The 17861-nt window shown below is 26.3% G+C and carries 19 protein-coding genes and 1 pseudogene; 1 reads left to right on the top strand and 19 read right to left on the bottom strand.

Annotated elements, in window-relative coordinates:
• Positions 1-206: 206 nt before the first annotated feature.
• The 17 genes and pseudogenes from rpoE to HMPREF1871_RS00620 all read right to left on the bottom strand — a co-directional run bounded on the left by rpoE (position 207) and on the right by HMPREF1871_RS00620 (position 15110).
• Positions 207-674 (bottom strand): DNA-directed RNA polymerase subunit delta, encoded by a 468-nt coding sequence (gene rpoE / locus HMPREF1871_RS00695; RefSeq protein ID WP_066128620.1) that lies wholly within the window; start codon positions 672-674, stop codon positions 207-209.
• A 12-nt stretch (positions 675-686) separates the two neighbouring features.
• Complete coding sequence (gene argS, locus HMPREF1871_RS00690) at positions 687-2318, bottom strand: arginine--tRNA ligase (RefSeq protein ID WP_066128616.1); 1632 nt, start codon at positions 2316-2318, stop codon at positions 687-689.
• 175 nt (positions 2319-2493) lie between these two features.
• Complete coding sequence (gene mtnN / locus HMPREF1871_RS00685; protein ID WP_066128613.1) at positions 2494-3177, bottom strand: 5'-methylthioadenosine/S-adenosylhomocysteine nucleosidase; 684 nt, start codon at positions 3175-3177, stop codon at positions 2494-2496.
• A gap of 1 nt (position 3178) precedes the next feature.
• Positions 3179-3661: a transcription elongation factor GreA gene (greA, locus tag HMPREF1871_RS00680; RefSeq protein ID WP_269746031.1), complete on the bottom strand. Its 483-nt coding sequence runs from the start codon at positions 3659-3661 to the stop codon at positions 3179-3181.
• A gap of 51 nt (positions 3662-3712) precedes the next feature.
• On the bottom strand, positions 3713-4333 hold the full coding sequence (udk, locus tag HMPREF1871_RS00675; RefSeq protein ID WP_066128607.1) for a uridine kinase: 621 nt from the start codon (positions 4331-4333) through the stop codon (positions 3713-3715).
• Complete coding sequence (locus tag HMPREF1871_RS00670) at positions 4330-5604, bottom strand: peptidase U32 family protein (protein WP_066128604.1); 1275 nt, start codon at positions 5602-5604, stop codon at positions 4330-4332. The genes udk and HMPREF1871_RS00670 overlap by 4 nt, the downstream gene beginning before the upstream one ends.
• A gap of 69 nt (positions 5605-5673) precedes the next feature.
• Positions 5674-6600, bottom strand: a complete 927-nt coding sequence (locus HMPREF1871_RS00665) for a peptidase U32 family protein (RefSeq protein WP_066128600.1) — start codon at positions 6598-6600, stop codon at positions 5674-5676.
• 10 nt (positions 6601-6610) lie between these two features.
• The gene (locus tag HMPREF1871_RS00660; protein WP_066128597.1) at positions 6611-7261 is read right to left on the bottom strand and encodes an O-methyltransferase; all 651 of its coding nucleotides are present in this window, start codon (positions 7259-7261) and stop codon (positions 6611-6613) included.
• Between the two features lie 17 nt (positions 7262-7278).
• Positions 7279-7465 (bottom strand): annotated as a pseudogene (locus tag HMPREF1871_RS06000) (DUF951 domain-containing protein).
• 1 nt (position 7466) lies between these two features.
• Positions 7467-8300: a mechanosensitive ion channel family protein gene (locus HMPREF1871_RS00655; protein WP_066128593.1), complete on the bottom strand. Its 834-nt coding sequence runs from the start codon at positions 8298-8300 to the stop codon at positions 7467-7469.
• A 3-nt stretch (positions 8301-8303) separates the two neighbouring features.
• Positions 8304-9152: a ParB/RepB/Spo0J family partition protein gene (locus HMPREF1871_RS00650; RefSeq protein WP_066128589.1), complete on the bottom strand. Its 849-nt coding sequence runs from the start codon at positions 9150-9152 to the stop codon at positions 8304-8306.
• Positions 9145-9903, bottom strand: a complete 759-nt coding sequence (locus HMPREF1871_RS00645; protein ID WP_066128585.1) for a ParA family protein — start codon at positions 9901-9903, stop codon at positions 9145-9147. Before HMPREF1871_RS00645 ends, HMPREF1871_RS00650 begins: the two co-directional genes overlap by 8 nt.
• Complete coding sequence (locus tag HMPREF1871_RS00640) at positions 9900-10757, bottom strand: ParB/RepB/Spo0J family partition protein (RefSeq protein WP_066128582.1); 858 nt, start codon at positions 10755-10757, stop codon at positions 9900-9902. Before HMPREF1871_RS00640 ends, HMPREF1871_RS00645 begins: the two co-directional genes overlap by 4 nt.
• 198 nt (positions 10758-10955) lie before the next feature.
• Positions 10956-12296, bottom strand: a complete 1341-nt coding sequence (locus tag HMPREF1871_RS00635; protein ID WP_066128580.1) for a glucose-6-phosphate isomerase — start codon at positions 12294-12296, stop codon at positions 10956-10958.
• A 13-nt stretch (positions 12297-12309) separates the two neighbouring features.
• Complete coding sequence (locus HMPREF1871_RS00630) at positions 12310-12771, bottom strand: S-ribosylhomocysteine lyase (protein ID WP_066128577.1); 462 nt, start codon at positions 12769-12771, stop codon at positions 12310-12312.
• Between the two features lie 9 nt (positions 12772-12780).
• Positions 12781-13662, bottom strand: a complete 882-nt coding sequence (galU, locus tag HMPREF1871_RS00625; protein WP_066128575.1) for a UTP--glucose-1-phosphate uridylyltransferase GalU — start codon at positions 13660-13662, stop codon at positions 12781-12783.
• Positions 13663-13793: 131 nt separating this feature from the next.
• Complete coding sequence (locus HMPREF1871_RS00620; protein ID WP_066128573.1) at positions 13794-15110, bottom strand: S1C family serine protease; 1317 nt, start codon at positions 15108-15110, stop codon at positions 13794-13796.
• Positions 15111-15272: 162 nt separating this feature from the next.
• Here HMPREF1871_RS00620 and HMPREF1871_RS06350 point away from each other — a divergent pair, with 162 nt between their 5' ends.
• Positions 15273-15803: a hypothetical protein gene (locus HMPREF1871_RS06350; protein WP_066128570.1), complete on the top strand. Its 531-nt coding sequence runs from the start codon at positions 15273-15275 to the stop codon at positions 15801-15803.
• A 69-nt stretch (positions 15804-15872) separates the two neighbouring features.
• On the opposite strand, the gene HMPREF1871_RS00610 is transcribed toward HMPREF1871_RS06350, so the two are convergent.
• Together HMPREF1871_RS00610 and HMPREF1871_RS00605 are read right to left on the bottom strand one after the other, a co-directional pair.
• A complete protein-coding gene (locus tag HMPREF1871_RS00610) occupies positions 15873-16793 on the bottom strand; it encodes an ABC transporter permease (RefSeq protein WP_066128567.1) in 921 nt (306 codons plus the stop codon).
• Entirely contained in the window at positions 16794-17858 is a 1065-nt protein-coding gene (locus HMPREF1871_RS00605; protein WP_066128564.1) for an ABC transporter permease, read from the bottom strand.
• Between the last annotated feature and the right edge of the window lie 3 nt (positions 17859-17861).

Below are 17861 nucleotides of genomic sequence, written 5' to 3'. Positions count from 1 at the left end.
TTTAATTATTATTCATAAATAGTAATAAAGTTATTTATAAATGTTTTATAATAGATTTCTTATAATTAATACAACTTTTCCACTCTAAAATTATTTTATATTAATATTATTAAAAATCATAATATAAAATAAGAGTTTGTTTTTTAATATTAATATAAAACAAATATAAAAAACAAGCTCTTACAGTTAAATGTGATTATTATTTTTTAAAATTCTTCTTTTTCATCTTCTACAGAAAATTTAGATACTATATTATCAGTGTCATAGCAAAATAATTCGTCTTGCTCTACATCGTCTTCTTCATCTTCTTTTTCTTCATCTATATTTTTATCTTGAATATCTTCGTCTTCTTCTTCATCTTTTTCTTCATCTTCATCATCTTCTTCTATAGAATATGTATTGATACTAGGTTCCACATATTTTTCTATTTCTGTTACACTCAATTTATCTTTTAGCATCCATTTACCATCTTCTACACAAACAAATCTTCCATCAAGGTTTAAATCAGTATAGAAATAAGATATTTGATTGTAGAAAGTATCTTCATCTAAATTTTCTGTTGATTTTATATAATCTATAAAGTCATATATATTTAATTTATCTACGTTATTTTCTACCATATATTGATAACATTTTTCTGTTATTGATAAAGTATTTTCTTTTAAGTTTGTCATTTTTATCTCCTATTACATTTTTTCTGGGGCATCTACTGCTATTAAGTTTAGTGCGTTTTTTATTGTTATTTTTACTGCTGTTATTAATGCTAAATATGCTTTTGTTTGCTCTTCATTATCTGTTATTACTTTATTATTACCATAAAATTTATGAAATGCTGTAGCTAAATTTTGCATATAGTTACATAATCTGTGGGGTTGTCTTTTTTTTGATACTTGTTTCAATACTTCTTTGAAATAAGCTATATGTTTTAATAGTTCTACTGAATATTCATCTGTTAATAATTCTTTGTTGTAAGAAAGTACGTCTATGTCTTTTACTTGTGATAGTATTGAACATATTCTTGCATGAGCATACTGTACATAATAAAGAGGATTTTCACTGCTTTTTTCTTTTGCTAGTGTAAAATCAAAATCCAAGTGAGTATCATAACTTCTCATTACTAGAAAATATCTACTAGCATCTACTCCTACTTCATTAATCAAATCTCTTATAGTTATTGATTTCCCAGTTCTTTTACTCATTTTTACTTCTGTTCCATTTTCTAATAATCTTACTAATTGCATAATTAAGATTTCTAAATTATCTGGATTATATCCTACTGCCTCCATAGAAGCTTTTATTCGTGCTACATACCCATGATGATCTGCTCCAAATAAATTTATTAATTTATCATATCCTCTATCAAATTTATCTTTGTGATAAGCTATATCTGGAGTAAAATATGTATAATTTCCATCTGCTTTTATTAATACCCTGTCTTTATCATCTCCTGTCGATAAAGCAGTCGTTTTTAGCCATGTTGCATTGTCTTTTTTATATATATATCCTGATTTTTCTAATGTTTCTAAAGTTAAATCAATTTTTTTACTTTCATAAAGTGAAGTTTCACTATAAAAATTATCAAATTCTACTCTAAAATCTTTTAGGTCTTTTTTTATTTTTTCTAATTGATATTTTACTGAATACTCTCTTAAAAATTTCATATATTCAGATTTATCTTTTTCTAAAAGACTTTTCCCATATTCTTTTTTTAAAATTTCTCCTAAAAGAACTATGTCTTTTCCATTATATCCATCTTCTGGCATATTTACTTTTATTCCTAATGCTTGTTTATATCTAGCATCTGCTGATAAGGTTAAATTATTTATTTGATTTCCTGCATCATTTACATAAAATTCTCTTGTTACATTATATCCGGATCTTTTCATTATTCTAACCAATGAATCAGCAACTGCCGCATTTCTTGCATGCCCTACATGTAAATCTCCTGTAGGATTAGCAGAAACATATTCAAGTAGAATTTTTTCTCCATTCCCTATATTATTTTCTCCGTAATTTTCTTTTTTAGAGAAAACTTCTTCTAGTACATCTGCCAATGACGATTTTTTTACAAAGAAATTTATAAATCCTGGTCCTGCAATCTCTATTTTTTCAAAAATATTGCTTTTTTCTAAATTATCTATTATTTCTTTAGCAATTAGCTTAGGATTTTTTCTTAATATTTTAGTTAGTTGCATAGCTATATTAGTAGAAAAATCTCCATTTTTTGAATTTTTAGGTGTTTCTATATAGATGTTTACATCTGAAATTCCCATTGATTTTATAGATTTTTCTAATAAATTTATTATCTTTGCTTTCATAATTTCTCCTTATCTATGCTAAATATTTCTACTGTTTTCAAAAATACATTATATCATAATTTGCTATTTAATAGTATATTTATGATGATTTTTTATGCAAATTTAAATAATATTAAAAATTATTTTATATTTTTTTTAAAAAAACAAAAAATCTTATCTTTATATATAGATAAGATTATAAATTTTTTATAAGTTCTGTTGTTAGTTTTGAAGAGTTAATAGCTGCAATTTCTAAAAATTTATCAAATGTTATTCTTGTTCCTTCTTCTGCTTTGTCACTAACACTTCTACAAATTATAAATTTTGTTTCAAAGTTATAGCATACCTGAGCTATTGCTGCTGCTTCCATCTCTACTACTAACATATTAGGAAATTTTTTTAATATGTCTTTTTTTAGTTTTGGATTTGATATGAAAGAATCAGAAGTTCCTATAAGTCCTGAATAAATTTTGTTATTGTCTAGTTTAATTTGACGAGCTTTTTTTACAAGCATTTTGTCACTTACATATTTTTCTGGACATGTTGGAACTTGACCAAATTCATAGCCGAATTCTGTTGCATCTACATCAAAGTATCTTACTTCTTCGCCTATTATCATATCTCCTATTTCTAATTTGTCATTTAATGAACCACAACTTCCTATATTTATCACATAATCAATTTTATAATTATTTAATAATATAGCTGTTGCCATACTTGCATTAACTTTCCCTGGTCTAGAGAGCATTAATACTATATTTTTCCCTTCATATTCTCCTAAATAAAATTCTACCTTAGCTTTTTTTTCTATTTTAAGGTTTCTTATTTTAGATTTTATTATTTTTACTTCTTCTGGCATTGCTCCTATTAATGCTATCATTTTATTCTACCTTAAGTATTTTTATATCCATATAATCTTCTGCACCTGTTGGTAATGAAACTCTTACTATGTCTCCTACTTCTTTTCCTAATAATGCTTGAGCTACTGAAGATTCATTTGATATTTTATATTCAAATGGATTGGCTTCTGCACTACCTACTATTTTATATCTTTCTTTTGTTCCTTCAGGTAATTCTAGATATGTAACTGTGTGTCCCAAACGTATTGCTTTTGAACTGTCATCTATTTCTACAATTTTAGCATAACGAATTTGTTGTTCCATTTCATGAATTTTTTGTTCTATAAATCCTTGTTCTTCTTTTGCTGAACTGTATTCAGAGTTTTCTGATAAATCTCCAAAACTTCTTGCAATTTTTATTTTTTCTATTACGTCAGGACGTTTGACTTTTTTATAATGTTCTAGTTCTTCAACTAATTTGTCATATCCTTCTTGGGTCATTTGATATTCAATATTTTCTTCTATAGCCATTTTTTTCTCCTTAACTAATTTCTTTTTATTATAAACTTTTTAAATTTATTTTTCTAGTATTGATTTTATTTTTGTTATTAATATGTCTACTGCTATATCGTTATATCCTCCATCAGGAATTATTATATCAGCATATTGTTTAGTTGGTTGAATATATTGTTCGTGCATAGGTCTAACTGAGGATAGATACTGATTTATTACTGATTCTACACTTCTTCCTCTTTCGTTTAAATCTCTTAAAAGTCTTCTAAGTATCCTTATATCACTAGGAGTATCTACAAATATTTTTATGTCAAGAAAATCTCTTATTTTCTTTGAATAAAGTAGGAATAGTCCTTCAAATAAAATTACATCTTTCGGTTCTTGCAAAATTTTTTCCTTACTTCTTGTATGATTGACGTAATCATAACGAGGAATTTTTACTTTATTTCCTTTTATTAATTGTTCTAAATCTTGGCATAACAAATCGTTATCAAAAGCATCTGGATGGTCATAGTTTGTTTTTATTCTTTCTTCCATTGTTAGATGATCTTGATTTTTATAATAATAATCTTGTTCTATCAAAGCTACTTTTTCTTTTTTTAATTCGTCTATTATTCTTTTTGTTACAGTTGTTTTTCCGCTTCCACTTCCTCCAACTATACCTATAACTAATGGCTTTTTCATCTCCTTGCTCCTACTTCTTTTCTCATCATATTATTTTTATAAACTTTTTTTGATATTTTTGTTTTTATTATTTGCAAAGGATGCCTTGCTGCATCTATTATATCCCCATCTTCATCATATATTTCTTCTATTTTTTGTGTGAAATTTTTTATTTCAGGCCCAAAAAATTCTACTATTTCTCCAGTTTTAAAAAAGTTTCTTTGTTGTATTGTAGCCATAGATGTTTTTTCATCATAAGCTAATACCCTTCCGACAAAATCAAAAGTTGTTTTTCTATTTCCTTCTTTTCCAAACATTTGTTCTTTATATGTTGGTATTTTATAGAAAAATGATGTGGCTGTATCTCTATTTGCACATTTGAATAATTCTTTTTTATATTCATCTGTTAAAATAAAATTGTCTGGATCTTTACAGTAATCGTCAATAAATTTTCTATACACACTTGCTACTGTAGCTATGTAGTGTATTGATTTCATTCTTCCTTCTACTTTTAACGAATCTATTCCTATTTCTATTATTTTTGGTAAACTTTCTATTAGTGTTAAGTCTTTAGGACTCATTGCATATGGGACATCTTCTTTTGTAAATAATGGTATATCATTTTCCTTCTCTTCATATAAATCATAATCCCATCTACAAGATTGACAACATCCTCCTCTATTGCTATCTCTTGCTGTCATATAGTTACTTAACGTGCACCGTCCAGAATAAGCTATACACATTGCTCCGTGGACGAACATTTCTATTTCTACATTTGTTTTTTCTTTTATTTCTTTTATTTCTTCGTACCCTGTTTCTCTAGCAAGAACTACTCTATCTACTTGCTCCTCTTCCCAGAATTTTATTTCTTTATAATTTGTTATTGATTGCTGTGTACTTATATGAATTTCTAAATTAGGTGCTACTTTTTTACAGGTGTCTATTACATAAGGATCAGCTACTATTATTCCTCTTACTCCTGCTTCTTGCAATTTTGATAAGAATTTTTCAAGTCCTTGGAAATTTTCATTATGAGCTATTATATTAGCTGTAACATAAATATCTGCACCATATTCTTTAGCAAATTCACATCCTTCTTTTATTTCTTCTATTGTAAAATTATCAGCATTACTTCTAAGTCCAAATTCTTGTCCTCCTAGAAATACTGCATCAGCTCCGTAGTGAATTGCTACTTTTAATTTTTCTAAATTACCTGCTGGCATTAATAATTCTGGTTTTTTTATTATTCTTCTTTTACCATCTATAATCTTTGAAACATTTGGTATCGCCATAAATTAACGATTTTCCTCCTTATAATTTTTATAGTTGTATTATGATATATTATTATTTTAAGTTTCCTATTAATAAATAGTTTTTTTATTGAAAAATCCTAAATCAATATCTCTGTATTTTGGTTTTATTAGCTCTATATCATTATAAAAATCATTTTTTTCTTCTTGATAATCTTCAAAATTTTCATAATATAAATCTATAGCATCTCTATATATTGTAGTTACTTCTGTTATATATTTTTCTGATTTTAATATTCCATCTATTTTTAACGCAGCTACTCCAGATTTTATCAATCTATCTAAATATTCTATAGCACATATATCTTTTGCACTCATTATATGCGTACCGTTACTGTCTTCAAATATTGGATATCTTTCATCTCTATCTTTACTATATAAGAACAATTTTCTATTATTTTTATATTTTTCTACATAGTCTTCTTTTTTATTATATAAAAAATAATTATCTATTAATTTTCTTGTTGATTGAAACATACAAAGCATTCCTTGTACTTGTACTTCTATTTCATAACTACTTTTTTTTGCTATATTTTCTATTTCTTCTATTGTCAATTCTTTTGAAAGACAGGTTCTATATGCTCCTCGTTTTCCAAAAAAGTTGCAAGAATATGAATTTGTTGCTAATGTATGTGGATCCCATTGTAATTTCAAGTTTAAATTTTCTTCTCTTACTACTGTTATTATTGTTGGTTCTCCAAATATAATGGCATCTGGCTTTAATTTTTCTACATATTTTAAATATTCTACTAAACTTGCTAAATCTTTATTGTGATATATCTTGTTTACACTAACATATGCTTTTTTCCCTGCTTGATGTATAATATCTATCGCCCTTTTTAATTCTTCTTTTTTAAATTCACAAGCTAATCTGAGAGCAAACTTTTCTTCTCCTATAACAAAACTGTCTGCTCCTACATTTATCAACTCATATATATGTTCTATACTTTTTGGTGTTACTACTAACTCTACCTGCATATGTTCCTTTCTATTTTTTTCTTATAGTTATTGCTATTCCATCAGAAAATGGTAATATTATAGTTTCATAATTTTTATTGTTCATTAACCATTCATTATAATTGTTTATTTTTCTTGATAATTGTTTTAAATCTCTGCTATGTTTTATTATGGATGGATCTGCAACCATTCCTTTAAATAAAACATTATCTGTCACTATTATTACATCTTCTGCAAAAAATGGTTCATAAAGTTCAAAAAATTTCTTATTTTGGGCTTTTGCCCCATCTAAAAATACAGCATCATAGGGAGCATTTTCCTTTACTTCTTCTGTTAAAAATAAAGCATCTTGTTTTAATAAAGTAATTTTTTCTTCTAAATTTCTTTTTTTTACATTTTGTTTTGCTATATTATACATTTTTTCATCACGTTCTAAGGATGTTATTTTACAACCAACTTTTTCACAAATATTAATTGTGCTATAGGCTATGGCTGTGCCTATTTCTAATACATTTTTTGCTTTTTTTATTTTTAAAAGTTTCAAAAGAAAATCTAGACTTATCTTGTCCATTATCGGTACTTTGTTTTCTATTGCGTATTTTTCTAATTCACAAAAAAATTCTTCTCCTCTCGGAAGTAATTTTTCCACATATTTGCTATCTTTTGTTTTTTTTGCAACCATTTTTTCACTTTCTAATATTATTTATTTTTTTCTATTATTTTTTTCATTTTTTTATTGAATTCTCGTCTTGTCATCATTATAATATTATTACATTTTAAACATTTTATCTTAATATCTGCACCAAGACGAACTATCTCCCAAGAATTTGTACCACAAGGGTGAGGTTTTTTTCATTTCTACAATATCTTTTAAATTATATTCCATGCTACTCCTTCACACTTTTTAATCTATCTTTAAATGCTTTAAAAAATTCTCTAATAATTATATTTTCTACTTTTTCTTTAGCTGAAGATACTTTTACTGATATTATTACACCCAGAGTTTTCTCTTCAATTTTTGTTATTTTTGTTAAATTAAGCTTATGATGCTTATAAAAATATTTTTTTATATTGTTATTATTATTTAATTTTTCTAATAATTCTATTATATTATTTTCTAAAGTTTCTATATCTTCTTCTATTTTTATAGATAATTCTTTTTCTACTACAAAGTAGGATTTAGAATAATTTATCACCTGAGATATAGTACTATTTGGTATAAAATAGATTTCTCCTGTATTTGCTTTTAATTTTGTATATCTTAACCCTAAGGACATTACCTGTCCTGTTGCTGAGTTGATTTGAACTTTATCTCCTACATCAAATTGTCCTTCTAATATTATAAAAAAACCCGTTATTACATCTTTTACTAGAGTTTGTGCTCCAAATCCTATTGCTACAGATATTATTCCTGCACTTGCTAAAAGACCTGTTGTATTTATTCCAAATATTGATAATATCTGAATTACTGCTATAAAATAGATTGTATATTTTACTAAACTTGCTATTAATCTCAATATAGTTTCTTTTCTTTTTGAGTTATAATTAAAGGCAAATTTTTTGTTTATTCTAGTATTTGAATTCATCAAATAATTTATTATTCTAACTAAGATTTTTATAGATATAGAAGATATTATTAATACTAATAATATATATATTATATTTTTTAAAATATTAGCATATATATTATTACCTAATATTAAATCTATATACTTATTCATATCCTACTCCTTGAAAAGTTTTACTATTCTTTCAAACTCATCATTATTTTTAAATTCTATTTCAATTTTTCCTTTTTTGTTACGGTTTTGTTTAATTTTTACAGTTGTTCCCAATAAGTTTTTAAGTTTTTTTTCTTGACTTTCTATATAAATATCTTTTTTAGGAATTTTCTTTTCTACTGGATTTAATATTTTATTTATATAGTCTTCTAACGCTCTCACTGACATATTTTCTCTAATAGCTTTTTTTGTAACAGTTAAGATATGCATTTCATTTTTTAATGATAAGAGTGCTTTTGCGTGTCCCGGAGAAATTTTTCCTGCCATTAGGTATTCTTTTATTTCATATGGTAATTTTAATAATCTTATAGTATTTGCTACATAAGGTCTACTTTTCCCAATTTTTTTTGCTAATTCTTCTTGTGTTATATTCAATGTTTCCATAAGTTTTTTATAACTTGTAGCTTCTTCTAGTGCTGTTAAATCTTCTCTTTGGAGGTTTTCTATTGTAGCTAATACCATCATTTCTTCATCAGTATATTCTTTGATTATAGCTGGGATTGTTTTTTTATTTAGCATTTCAAATGCTTTAAATCTTCTTTCTCCTGCTATTATATAATATCCAGATATAGTTTTTTTTAATATTATTGGTTGTAGTAATCCATTTTTTTTTATTGATTGAGCTAATTCTTTTATTTTTTCTTCATTAAAAATTTTACGAGGTTGATATGGATTTCTTTGTATTTTTTCTAATTCTATTTCTAATATTTCTAAATTGTTATCTTTTATTTTTACATTTTCACTTTTAAATATTGCTCCTAACCCTTTTCCTAGTGCTTTTTGCTTAGTCACGATTTATCACCTCTTTTGCTAATGAAAGGTATTGTTTTGCTCCTTTTGAATTTTTTGCATATTCTAATATTGGTTCTCCAAAACTTGGAGCTTCACTTAATCTTACGGTTCTTGAAATAACTGTTTCAAACGTTTTACCTTTAAAATGATTTTTTACTTCTTCTGCTACTTGATTTGAGATATTTGTTCTTGTATCTGCCATTGTCAAAAGAACACCAAATATTTCTAATTTTGAATTTAAATGTTTTTTTACAATGTTAAATGTATTCATTAGTTGACTTAGCCCTTCAAGTGCGTAATATTCTGTTTGGACTGGGATTATTACTCCATTTGATGCTGTTAGTGAATTTAATGTTATTAATCCTAAAGAAGGAGGACAATCTATTATTATATAGTCATATTTTTCTTTTAGTTCTTTTAATGCATTTTCCATCCTTTTTTCTCTACTTATTACAGATACCAGTTCTACTTCAGCTCCGGCTAATTCTATACTAGATGGTAATATATCTAAATTTTCATAAGACGTTTTTTTTATTGCTAAATTTATATCAAATTCATCTACCAATACATTATAAATAGAATTTTTTACATCATTTTTATCAATACCTATCCCGCTACTTGCATTAGCTTGTGGGTCTGTATCTATTAATAAAACTTTCTTTTTTAAACTTGCTAATGATGCTGCTAAATTAATTGATGTTGTCGTTTTTCCAACTCCACCTTTTTGATTACATATTGATAATATTTTCATATTTTACCTCGATATCTAGGCACTTTTATTTTTAGTACCACACTTTCTATTTCTTCTTCCTCTTGTTGTTTTATACTTACTAGATACTTTTCTTCTATTTTTTTTATTTCTTTTGTTATCTTTGATATTATTTTTTGTGCATCATAATTATGATGTACTTCTACTGATTTTTTTTCATTTTTTATTATTAAATAATTTTCTATTGTTTCTTCAGTTTGGCTAACATTTAAATTTTGTCTTAAAATTTGTTGTAAAATTTTTTCTTGTACGCTATGTTCTAGTTTTACCATAGCTCTCCCATGGCGTTCAGTTATTTTTTTATTTTGTATAGATTTTATTACCTTAGGAGATAATTTTAGCAATCTAATTTTATTGGCTACTGTTGACTGGGTTTTCCCAAGTGATTTTGCTAACTCCTCTTGAGTTATATTATTTATATTAATTAATTTTTGATATGCGTTTGCTTCTTCTATTGGACTTAATTCTTCTCTTTGAATATTTTCTATAAGAGCAAGTGTGGACATTTGTTCATCATTTAATTCTTTTACTATTGCATTGGTTGTTGCTTTGTTTAAATATTTTAATGCTTTTAGTCTTCTTTCTCCTGCTATTAATTCATAATATCCATCATTAAGTCTTCTTACAGTTATGGATTGTAATAATCCGTTTTGTTTTATTGATTCTGCTAATTCTTTTATTTTTGTTTCATCAAACTCTCTTCTAGGTTGAAATTTGTTTGGAACTATTTTTTCTATTTCTATTTCTTTTAAAATATCTTCGTCAGAAATTCCTACTTTTTCAGCTCTATGTGTAAGGTCATAAAGTTTTGAAAAAGGTTTTAATGTATCTTCCAAATAAATCACTCCAATCTTTTTTTGTCGCTTGTATTTTATCATAATACTTTTTTAATGTCAAAAAATATTTCCTGAAAAATAATTCTGCAAGTTCTTTATTTAGAAAGGAATAATAATAATTATTTCCCGGTTTTTATTGACTTAATTTGTTTTTTTAAAATTCTATTTTCAAAATAAAAAGCATGAAATATCATGCTTTTATTTTTTTTCTAATTCTTTTTTTAATTCTTCATATCCTTCTTTTCCTAACAAGGCGAACATATTTTTCTTATAAGCTTCTACTCCTGGTTGATCAAAAGGATTTAATCCTTGCAGATATCCTGAAACTGCTACAGATTTTTCAAAAAAGTACACTAAATAACCAAAACTAAATGCATTTGTATTTGGTATTTCTATAACTAAATTACTAACATTTCCATCACTATGTGCAATGATAGTAGCTTCCATTGCTTTTTTATTTACATAATCCAAAGTTTTACCTGCTAAGTAATTTAATTTATCTAAATTATCTTCATCTTTTTTTATGATTATATCATGGCGTGGTTTTTCTACTTTTATGACCGTTTCATGAATAATTCTTTTTCCATCTTGTATATATTGCCCCATAGAATGTAAATCTGTTGAAAAGCATACACTAGCTGGAAATAATCCTTTATTGTCCTTTCCTTCTGATTCTCCGAAAAGCTGTTTCCACCATTCAGAAAAATATACCATAGATGGTTCATATGTAACTAAAAGTTCAACTTCATTCCCTTTTGCTTGTAATATATTTCTTATTACTGCATATTGATATGAAATATTTTTTTCTAAACTTTCTTCAGATAATTCTTTTTCTGCTAGTTTTGCTCCTTTCATTATTTCATCAATAGAAATTCCACTTACCGCTATTGGTAAAAGTCCAACTGCAGTAAGAACTGAAAATCTACCTCCTATATCATCTGGTACAACAAATGTTTCATATCCTTCTTTTTCTGCTAAAGTTTTTAACGCTCCCTTGCTTTTGTCAGTTGTAGCATAAATTCTTTTTTTTGATTCCTCTTTACCATATTTTTTTTCCATAAATTCTTTGAAAATTCTGAATGCTACTGCTGGTTCTGTGGTTGTCCCTGATTTTGAAATAACATTTATCGAAAAATCTTTATTTGTTTTTTGTATATAATTTATTAAATCTTGTGTATAGGTTGAAGATAGTGTGTTTCCTACAAAAAATATTTGAGGATTTTTGCTATCCTCATAATAATTATAAAAATTATCATTTATCATTTCTATAGCTGCTCTCGCTCCTAGATATGATCCTCCTATACCTATTACAACTAAAATATCTGAGTCTTTTCTTATTTTTTCGCTAACTTTTTTTATTTTCTCAAACTCTTTTTTATCATAATTTGTGGGATGATTAAGCCATCCTAAATATTCTTTGCCTATTGCTTTTTTTCCATGAAGATTTCTATGTGCAACAGTTACATAGTCTTTTAAATTTTTTATTTCTGCATTTTTTATAAATTTTAATGCATTAGAATAATCAAATTTTATATACATTTTTTTCTCCTATTTATATTATTCTTTCAAACGGGTCTAGACTTATTCCTTTTTTTAAAATTTCTTTTGCATATATTTTTGCTCCAAATAGAGAATGATCTCTAAAATGACCACATTGTTTTATTGTCGTTGCTGGAGCTTTATCTGATTTAGTTATTATTTCCAGCGATTTTACCAAAGCATCTCTTACTTTTTCTACACTTGTTTTCCCCCATAAAATAAGATAGAAACCTGTTCTACAACCCATTGGTGATATATCTATCACTCCTTCTAAATAATCTCTAATATGAGTAGCTAATAAATGTTCAATGGTATGCATTGCTGCAGTAGAAAATGCTTCTTTATTAGGTTGAAGTAATCTAAGGTCATATTTTGTTATACAAACTCCCCTTTGATGTTCTTGTCTTCCTGCAATTCTTACATAAGGTGCTTTTACTTTTGTATGATCAAGGTCAAAACTTTCTACTTTAGCCATATTATCTCCTTAATTTTCTTCTATTTCTCTGACTTTTTCTTTTAAATATTTTATCAACTCTTCTTTTAAATCACTTTTCAGTGCAAAATCTATAGTAGTTTTTACAAAACCGTCTGTTTCTCCTACATCATATCTTTTACCTGAAAAATCATACGCATATACTTTTTCTTCTTCATTTAGCATTTGTATAGCATCTGTTAGTTGGATTTCTCCACCTGCTCCTATTTGTTTTTTTTCTAGATATTTAAATATTTTAGGAGTTAAGAGATATCTTCCTAATATTGCTAAGTTTGATGGAGCTGTTCCTTGTTTAGGTTTTTCTACAAATTTTTTAACTTCATATAATTTTCCTTCTTTATTTAAAGGATCTATTATTCCGTATCTATGTGTTTTTTCTTTTGCTACGGTTTGCACTCCTACTATAGAACTTTTTGTTTTTTCATATTGTTCTATCAATTGTTTTGTAGCTGTTTTTCCTTCATTAACTACTATATCATCTCCTAATAGTACGGCAAAAGGCTCATCTCCTATAAAACTTTTTGCAGTTAATATAGCATCTCCTAACCCTAGCATTTCTTTTTGTCTAACATAGTAAATATTTGCCAAATTAGAGGGTTGTTTAACTTTTTCTAGTAAATCTAACTTGCCTTTTCTTTCTAATTCTGCTTCCAGTTCATAGTTTTTATCAAAATGATCTTCTATTGCTCTTTTTTGTTTTCCTGTAATTATTATTATATCTTCTATTCCTGAAGCAGCAGCTTCTTCTACTATATACTGAATAGTTGGTTTATCTATTATTGGCAACATCTCTTTTGGTAATGCTTTAGTTGCTGGTAAAAATCTTGTTCCATATCCAGCTGCTGGTATAATTGCTTTTCTTACTTTCTTCATATAAAAATCCTTTTTGTTTATTTTTTATTAATATCTATTTAAAAATTATAACTTTTATAAAAATTTTTGTAAATATATTTGTGATTTTTTTTAATTTTTCATAAATAATATTTCAAAAATTAATGATTTTTTTATTGTCCTAGTGTTTTTAATGTAAGGGATACAGTATTTTCTTTTCCATCTCTAAAATAAGTTATATTTATAGTTTCTCCTATTTTTGTTTTTTCAAATAAATATTTTCTAAGTTCTGCTACATTGTTTATTTTTTTATCATTTATTTTTGTAATAATATCATATTCTTTTAATCCAGCTTCACTTGAAGCACTATTTGGTTCTATACTTGTTATTACTACTCCTTTATTGTTAATGTCGTATTTTAATTTACTTTGTACAAAATCACTATTTAGCGATGCTACCGACATTATCTGAACTCCTAAGGCTGGACGTATCACTTTCCCACTTTTTTCTAATTGTTCTACTATTATTTTTACTTCATTTGCAGGAATGACAAATCCTATTCCTTCTGCACTTACACCTTTAGAAGCATTTGATATTTTTAATTCATTTATTCCTATTAGTTCTCCAGAACTATTAATAAGTGCTCCTCCACTATTTCCTGGATTTATAGCTGCGTCTGTTTGTATAACAGTTTGATACCAATCATAAGTTCCATTTTTATCAATATCCATAGGTATTTGTCTTTCTTTTGCAGATACAATTCCTTTAGTTACAGAATTTGAAAATGATACTCCTAAAGGAGATCCTATTGCATATGCACTTTGTCCTACTGCTACTTCATCACTATTAGAAAAGTCCATTACTGTAGTTACTTTTTCTGAATTTATTTTTAAAACAGCTAAATCTGTCCATAGGTCACTTCCTACTATTTCTGCTTTTACACTTGTACCATCACTAAGAATTATGTCAACTTTTTCTGCTCCATTTATAACATGTAAGTTCGTAACTACATAAGCTGTATTACCTTCTTTTTTGTATATCACTCCACTTCCACTAGATGTGACTTTCAATTCACCTTTTTGCTGTTTTCCTCTAAGTATACTTTCTAAATCATCATTTCCATTTTTACTTGAATAACTTACTACTGATACTACAGCATCTTTTGCTTTAGATATTGCTTGAATTGTTGTTTGTTCATTTGTTTCTTCTTGAGCTATTTTTGCTACTTTTGTTGTATTAATATTTTTATTCATATAAGAATTAGATATATAAAAAATATTAAACGCTAGTAAAACAATAACTAATATCGCCAAAATAAAATTTTTACTAAAAAATGGATTTTTATTTATACATTTTTTTTCTTTTTCATCTTCTAAACTTCCTAATTTTTCTTCTTTTTCTTTAGTATCTTTATCTATAGTTTCTTTAAGATAAGATATTTCTTCATTAACATCTTTATTATCTTCATTTGAATATTTATCATTTTCCATAAATTTACCTCCATACTTTAGTATTATAACATATAAATATGAAAATAATGTGAAATATATTTTATTGTTTTACTAGCATTATATGATATAATGTCACTATATTTTAAATTTTTATTAATAATTGTTTTAAAAATTTTTTAAATTTTGATAAAAGGAGAAATTATGAAAATTAGAAACTATTTCATTTTTACATATATGGTTTTTATAATATTTGCATTTTTTTACACTTTAACCGATAACCTACATTTAAATAGTAGAATAAATATTATAAATATGTTAATTCTTTTTATTATTTTTATTTTTTGGTTATTTTCTTGGTATTTAGCTTTTATAAAAGATATTTTTAAAAGTAATGAAAGAGAAAGAAAGGGAATTTCACTGGTTTTAATGCTATCTGGAATATTATTTTTTTTCTATAATCCTTTTTATAAACCAGATGGTTACTATGTTGAAATTTATAGACCTACTTATTTTTTAATTACATTAATATTTTTTATTTCATTTTGTATATTGGCTAAAGGAAAAGACTTTTTTATTAGTGGAATTCTCGCTCTTATTCCTATAACTATTCAAAGCTTTTCTTTGAATATTTTAAAATATGATAAATTCTTCTTAGATTTTCCATATTTTACATCTTTATTGATAATTTTTCTTATAGTTATTTATCATTGGTTTAGAGTTTTTAAAAAATAAAAAAAATAATCTTACTTTAAATAAAAACTAATTTTATTTAAAAAAGTAAGATTATTTTTTTATATTTCTTTATCTTTGTCCTTTATCATAAGGTATTCCAAGTGCATCTGGTGCTGCTGATTTTTTAGAAAATACTATTAATGCTACTATTGTAGCTATAAATGGAAACATATTCCAAAATGATATTGGAACTGGAAGTGACGGTGCCAATATAGAAACTTTTTCTGCAAAGACTTTTGTCCCTCCAAAAAATAGTGCTGCAAATGTTACAGTTATTGGATTATATTTACCAAAAATTAAGGCCGCTAGTGATAAATATCCAAATCCATAAACTGTTATAGCTGCATTAAATCCTTGAGAAAATGTTGTAGCTATTATCCCTCCAGATAATCCTGCTAATGCTCCTGATATTAAAACTCCTATATATCTATATTTATAAACACTTAATCCTAGTGAGTCTGCTGCTTGTGGGTTTTCACCTATAGAGCGTAATCGTAGTCCAAAGGGACGTTTATAGATAACATAATAAGTCAATATAACTAAGAGTATTGCTATTATAATAGTAGGATATACTGTTAATTTCCCTATTACTGAATAACGTGGAAAGCCTGTTTTTAATAATAATTCATAAGTTCCATTATAGTGATTAACTAAAAATAATGCTACTGCTGGAGTTATTAAGTTTATGGCTGTCCCTGAAATAACTTGATCTGCTTTTAAATTAATACTTACATAAGCATGTACTAATGACATTAAAGAACCAGATATAGCTGCTATTAAAATACAAATTACTAAAGCTGGTATTGAGGGTTCTCCTACATATATTGTTGTTGCAAAAAATGATGCTATAAATGCACCGAATATGACAAAACCATCAAGTGCTATGTTAACAACTCCACTTTTTTCAGAGTAGAAACCTCCTATAGCTGCTATAAGTATTGGAACTGTATATTGTAACATAGAGTCTAATAGTGAAAGTATTGTATCCATCTATTTTTCTCCTTTCAGTTTTTTGTTTCTAAATAGTTTAGTTATAAATTTAGACTCGAAGATTGCTTTTGCTGCAACAAATAATACAATAAGTCCTATCAAAATATTTGCAATATCTTTTGGTATCCCAACAAAAGCTAAAAGTGGTGTTATTACATATAAAAATCCAAAAAGTAATGAGCCTAATAAAACTCCTAAAGCTGTATTTGCTCCAATTAACGCAACTGCTATTCCCATATATCCATATCCTTGGAAAGTTGTTCCAACTACTACTTGTCCTACAGGTCCCATATTATACAAGGCTCCTCCTATTCCTGCAAAGGCTCCTGATATAAACATTGATAATACAGTATTTCTATTTACTTTTATTCCTACAAATTTAGAAGCATATTTATTATATCCTACTGCTCTAAGTTCATAACCAAAAACTGTTTTTTCCATTATTATATAAAATATAAATAATGCTAATATTGATATTATCAAATCTGTTCCTAATCTTGTGTTTCCAAATATTGAATAAATAAAGTCATTTTGTAAATATCCTTTTCCATCAGTATGAACTATTGTTTTTGAAATTATATCATTTGTTCCCCTAATGTATTTAGGTACAAAAAATTGAACAAAATATAAAGCAACATAATTTAACATTATAGTTACAACAACTTCACTTATATTTAGTTTAGCTTTTAAATATCCTGCTATCGCTCCCCATAGACCTCCTGATATTATTGCTGTTATCATCGTGCATATAAGGACTAAATAAAAGTTCATACCTTGCATTACAATTCCTACAAAACCTGCAAACAATCCTCCCATTATGAATTGTCCTTCTGAACCTATATTAAACATTCCGGTTCTAAATGCAAAAGCAACTGAAAGACCTGTACATATAAATGGTATTGTTGACACAAGAACTTCTGCTATACTCGAATTATCACTAAATACACTTCCTATTACACTTGTTACTGCTCCTAAATCTGCTCCTACAGCTGTTACTATTAATGCTCCTACTATAAAAGAAACAAGAATAGGTAATACTGCATTTACTAAAACCTTTTTAATCATTTT

Origin of the sequence: Gemelliphila asaccharolytica (genome assembly GCF_001553005.1) — a bacterium.
In the GTDB taxonomy this organism is placed as follows: domain Bacteria; phylum Bacillota; class Bacilli; order Staphylococcales; family Gemellaceae; genus Gemelliphila; species Gemelliphila asaccharolytica.
Note: the sequence above shows the minus strand (reverse complement) of the source record. Positions and strands in the feature narration are given on the sequence as shown.

Coding starts and splice junctions, on each gene's coding strand:
- rpoE (WP_066128620.1), bottom strand. CDS start 674: ATGACAAACTTAAAAGAAAATACTTTATCAATAACAGAAAAATGTTAT.
- argS (WP_066128616.1), bottom strand. CDS start 2,318: ATGAAAGCAAAGATAATAAATTTATTAGAAAAATCTATAAAATCAATG.
- mtnN (WP_066128613.1), bottom strand. CDS start 3,177: ATGATAGCATTAATAGGAGCAATGCCAGAAGAAGTAAAAATAATAAAA.
- udk (WP_066128607.1), bottom strand. CDS start 4,333: ATGAAAAAGCCATTAGTTATAGGTATAGTTGGAGGAAGTGGAAGCGGA.
- HMPREF1871_RS00670 (WP_066128604.1), bottom strand. CDS start 5,604: ATGGCGATACCAAATGTTTCAAAGATTATAGATGGTAAAAGAAGAATA.
- HMPREF1871_RS00665 (WP_066128600.1), bottom strand. CDS start 6,600: ATGCAGGTAGAGTTAGTAGTAACACCAAAAAGTATAGAACATATATAT.
- HMPREF1871_RS00660 (WP_066128597.1), bottom strand. CDS start 7,261: ATGGTTGCAAAAAAAACAAAAGATAGCAAATATGTGGAAAAATTACTT.
- HMPREF1871_RS00655 (WP_066128593.1), bottom strand. CDS start 8,300: ATGAATAAGTATATAGATTTAATATTAGGTAATAATATATATGCTAAT.
- HMPREF1871_RS00645 (WP_066128585.1), bottom strand. CDS start 9,903: ATGAAAATATTATCAATATGTAATCAAAAAGGTGGAGTTGGAAAAACG.
- HMPREF1871_RS00635 (WP_066128580.1), bottom strand. CDS start 12,296: ATGTATATAAAATTTGATTATTCTAATGCATTAAAATTTATAAAAAAT.
- HMPREF1871_RS00630 (WP_066128577.1), bottom strand. CDS start 12,771: ATGGCTAAAGTAGAAAGTTTTGACCTTGATCATACAAAAGTAAAAGCA.
- galU (WP_066128575.1), bottom strand. CDS start 13,662: ATGAAGAAAGTAAGAAAAGCAATTATACCAGCAGCTGGATATGGAACA.
- HMPREF1871_RS00620 (WP_066128573.1), bottom strand. CDS start 15,110: ATGGAAAATGATAAATATTCAAATGAAGATAATAAAGATGTTAATGAA.
- HMPREF1871_RS06350 (WP_066128570.1), top strand. CDS start 15,273: ATGAAAATTAGAAACTATTTCATTTTTACATATATGGTTTTTATAATA.
- HMPREF1871_RS00610 (WP_066128567.1), bottom strand. CDS start 16,793: ATGGATACAATACTTTCACTATTAGACTCTATGTTACAATATACAGTT.
- HMPREF1871_RS00605 (WP_066128564.1), bottom strand. CDS start 17,858: ATGATTAAAAAGGTTTTAGTAAATGCAGTATTACCTATTCTTGTTTCT.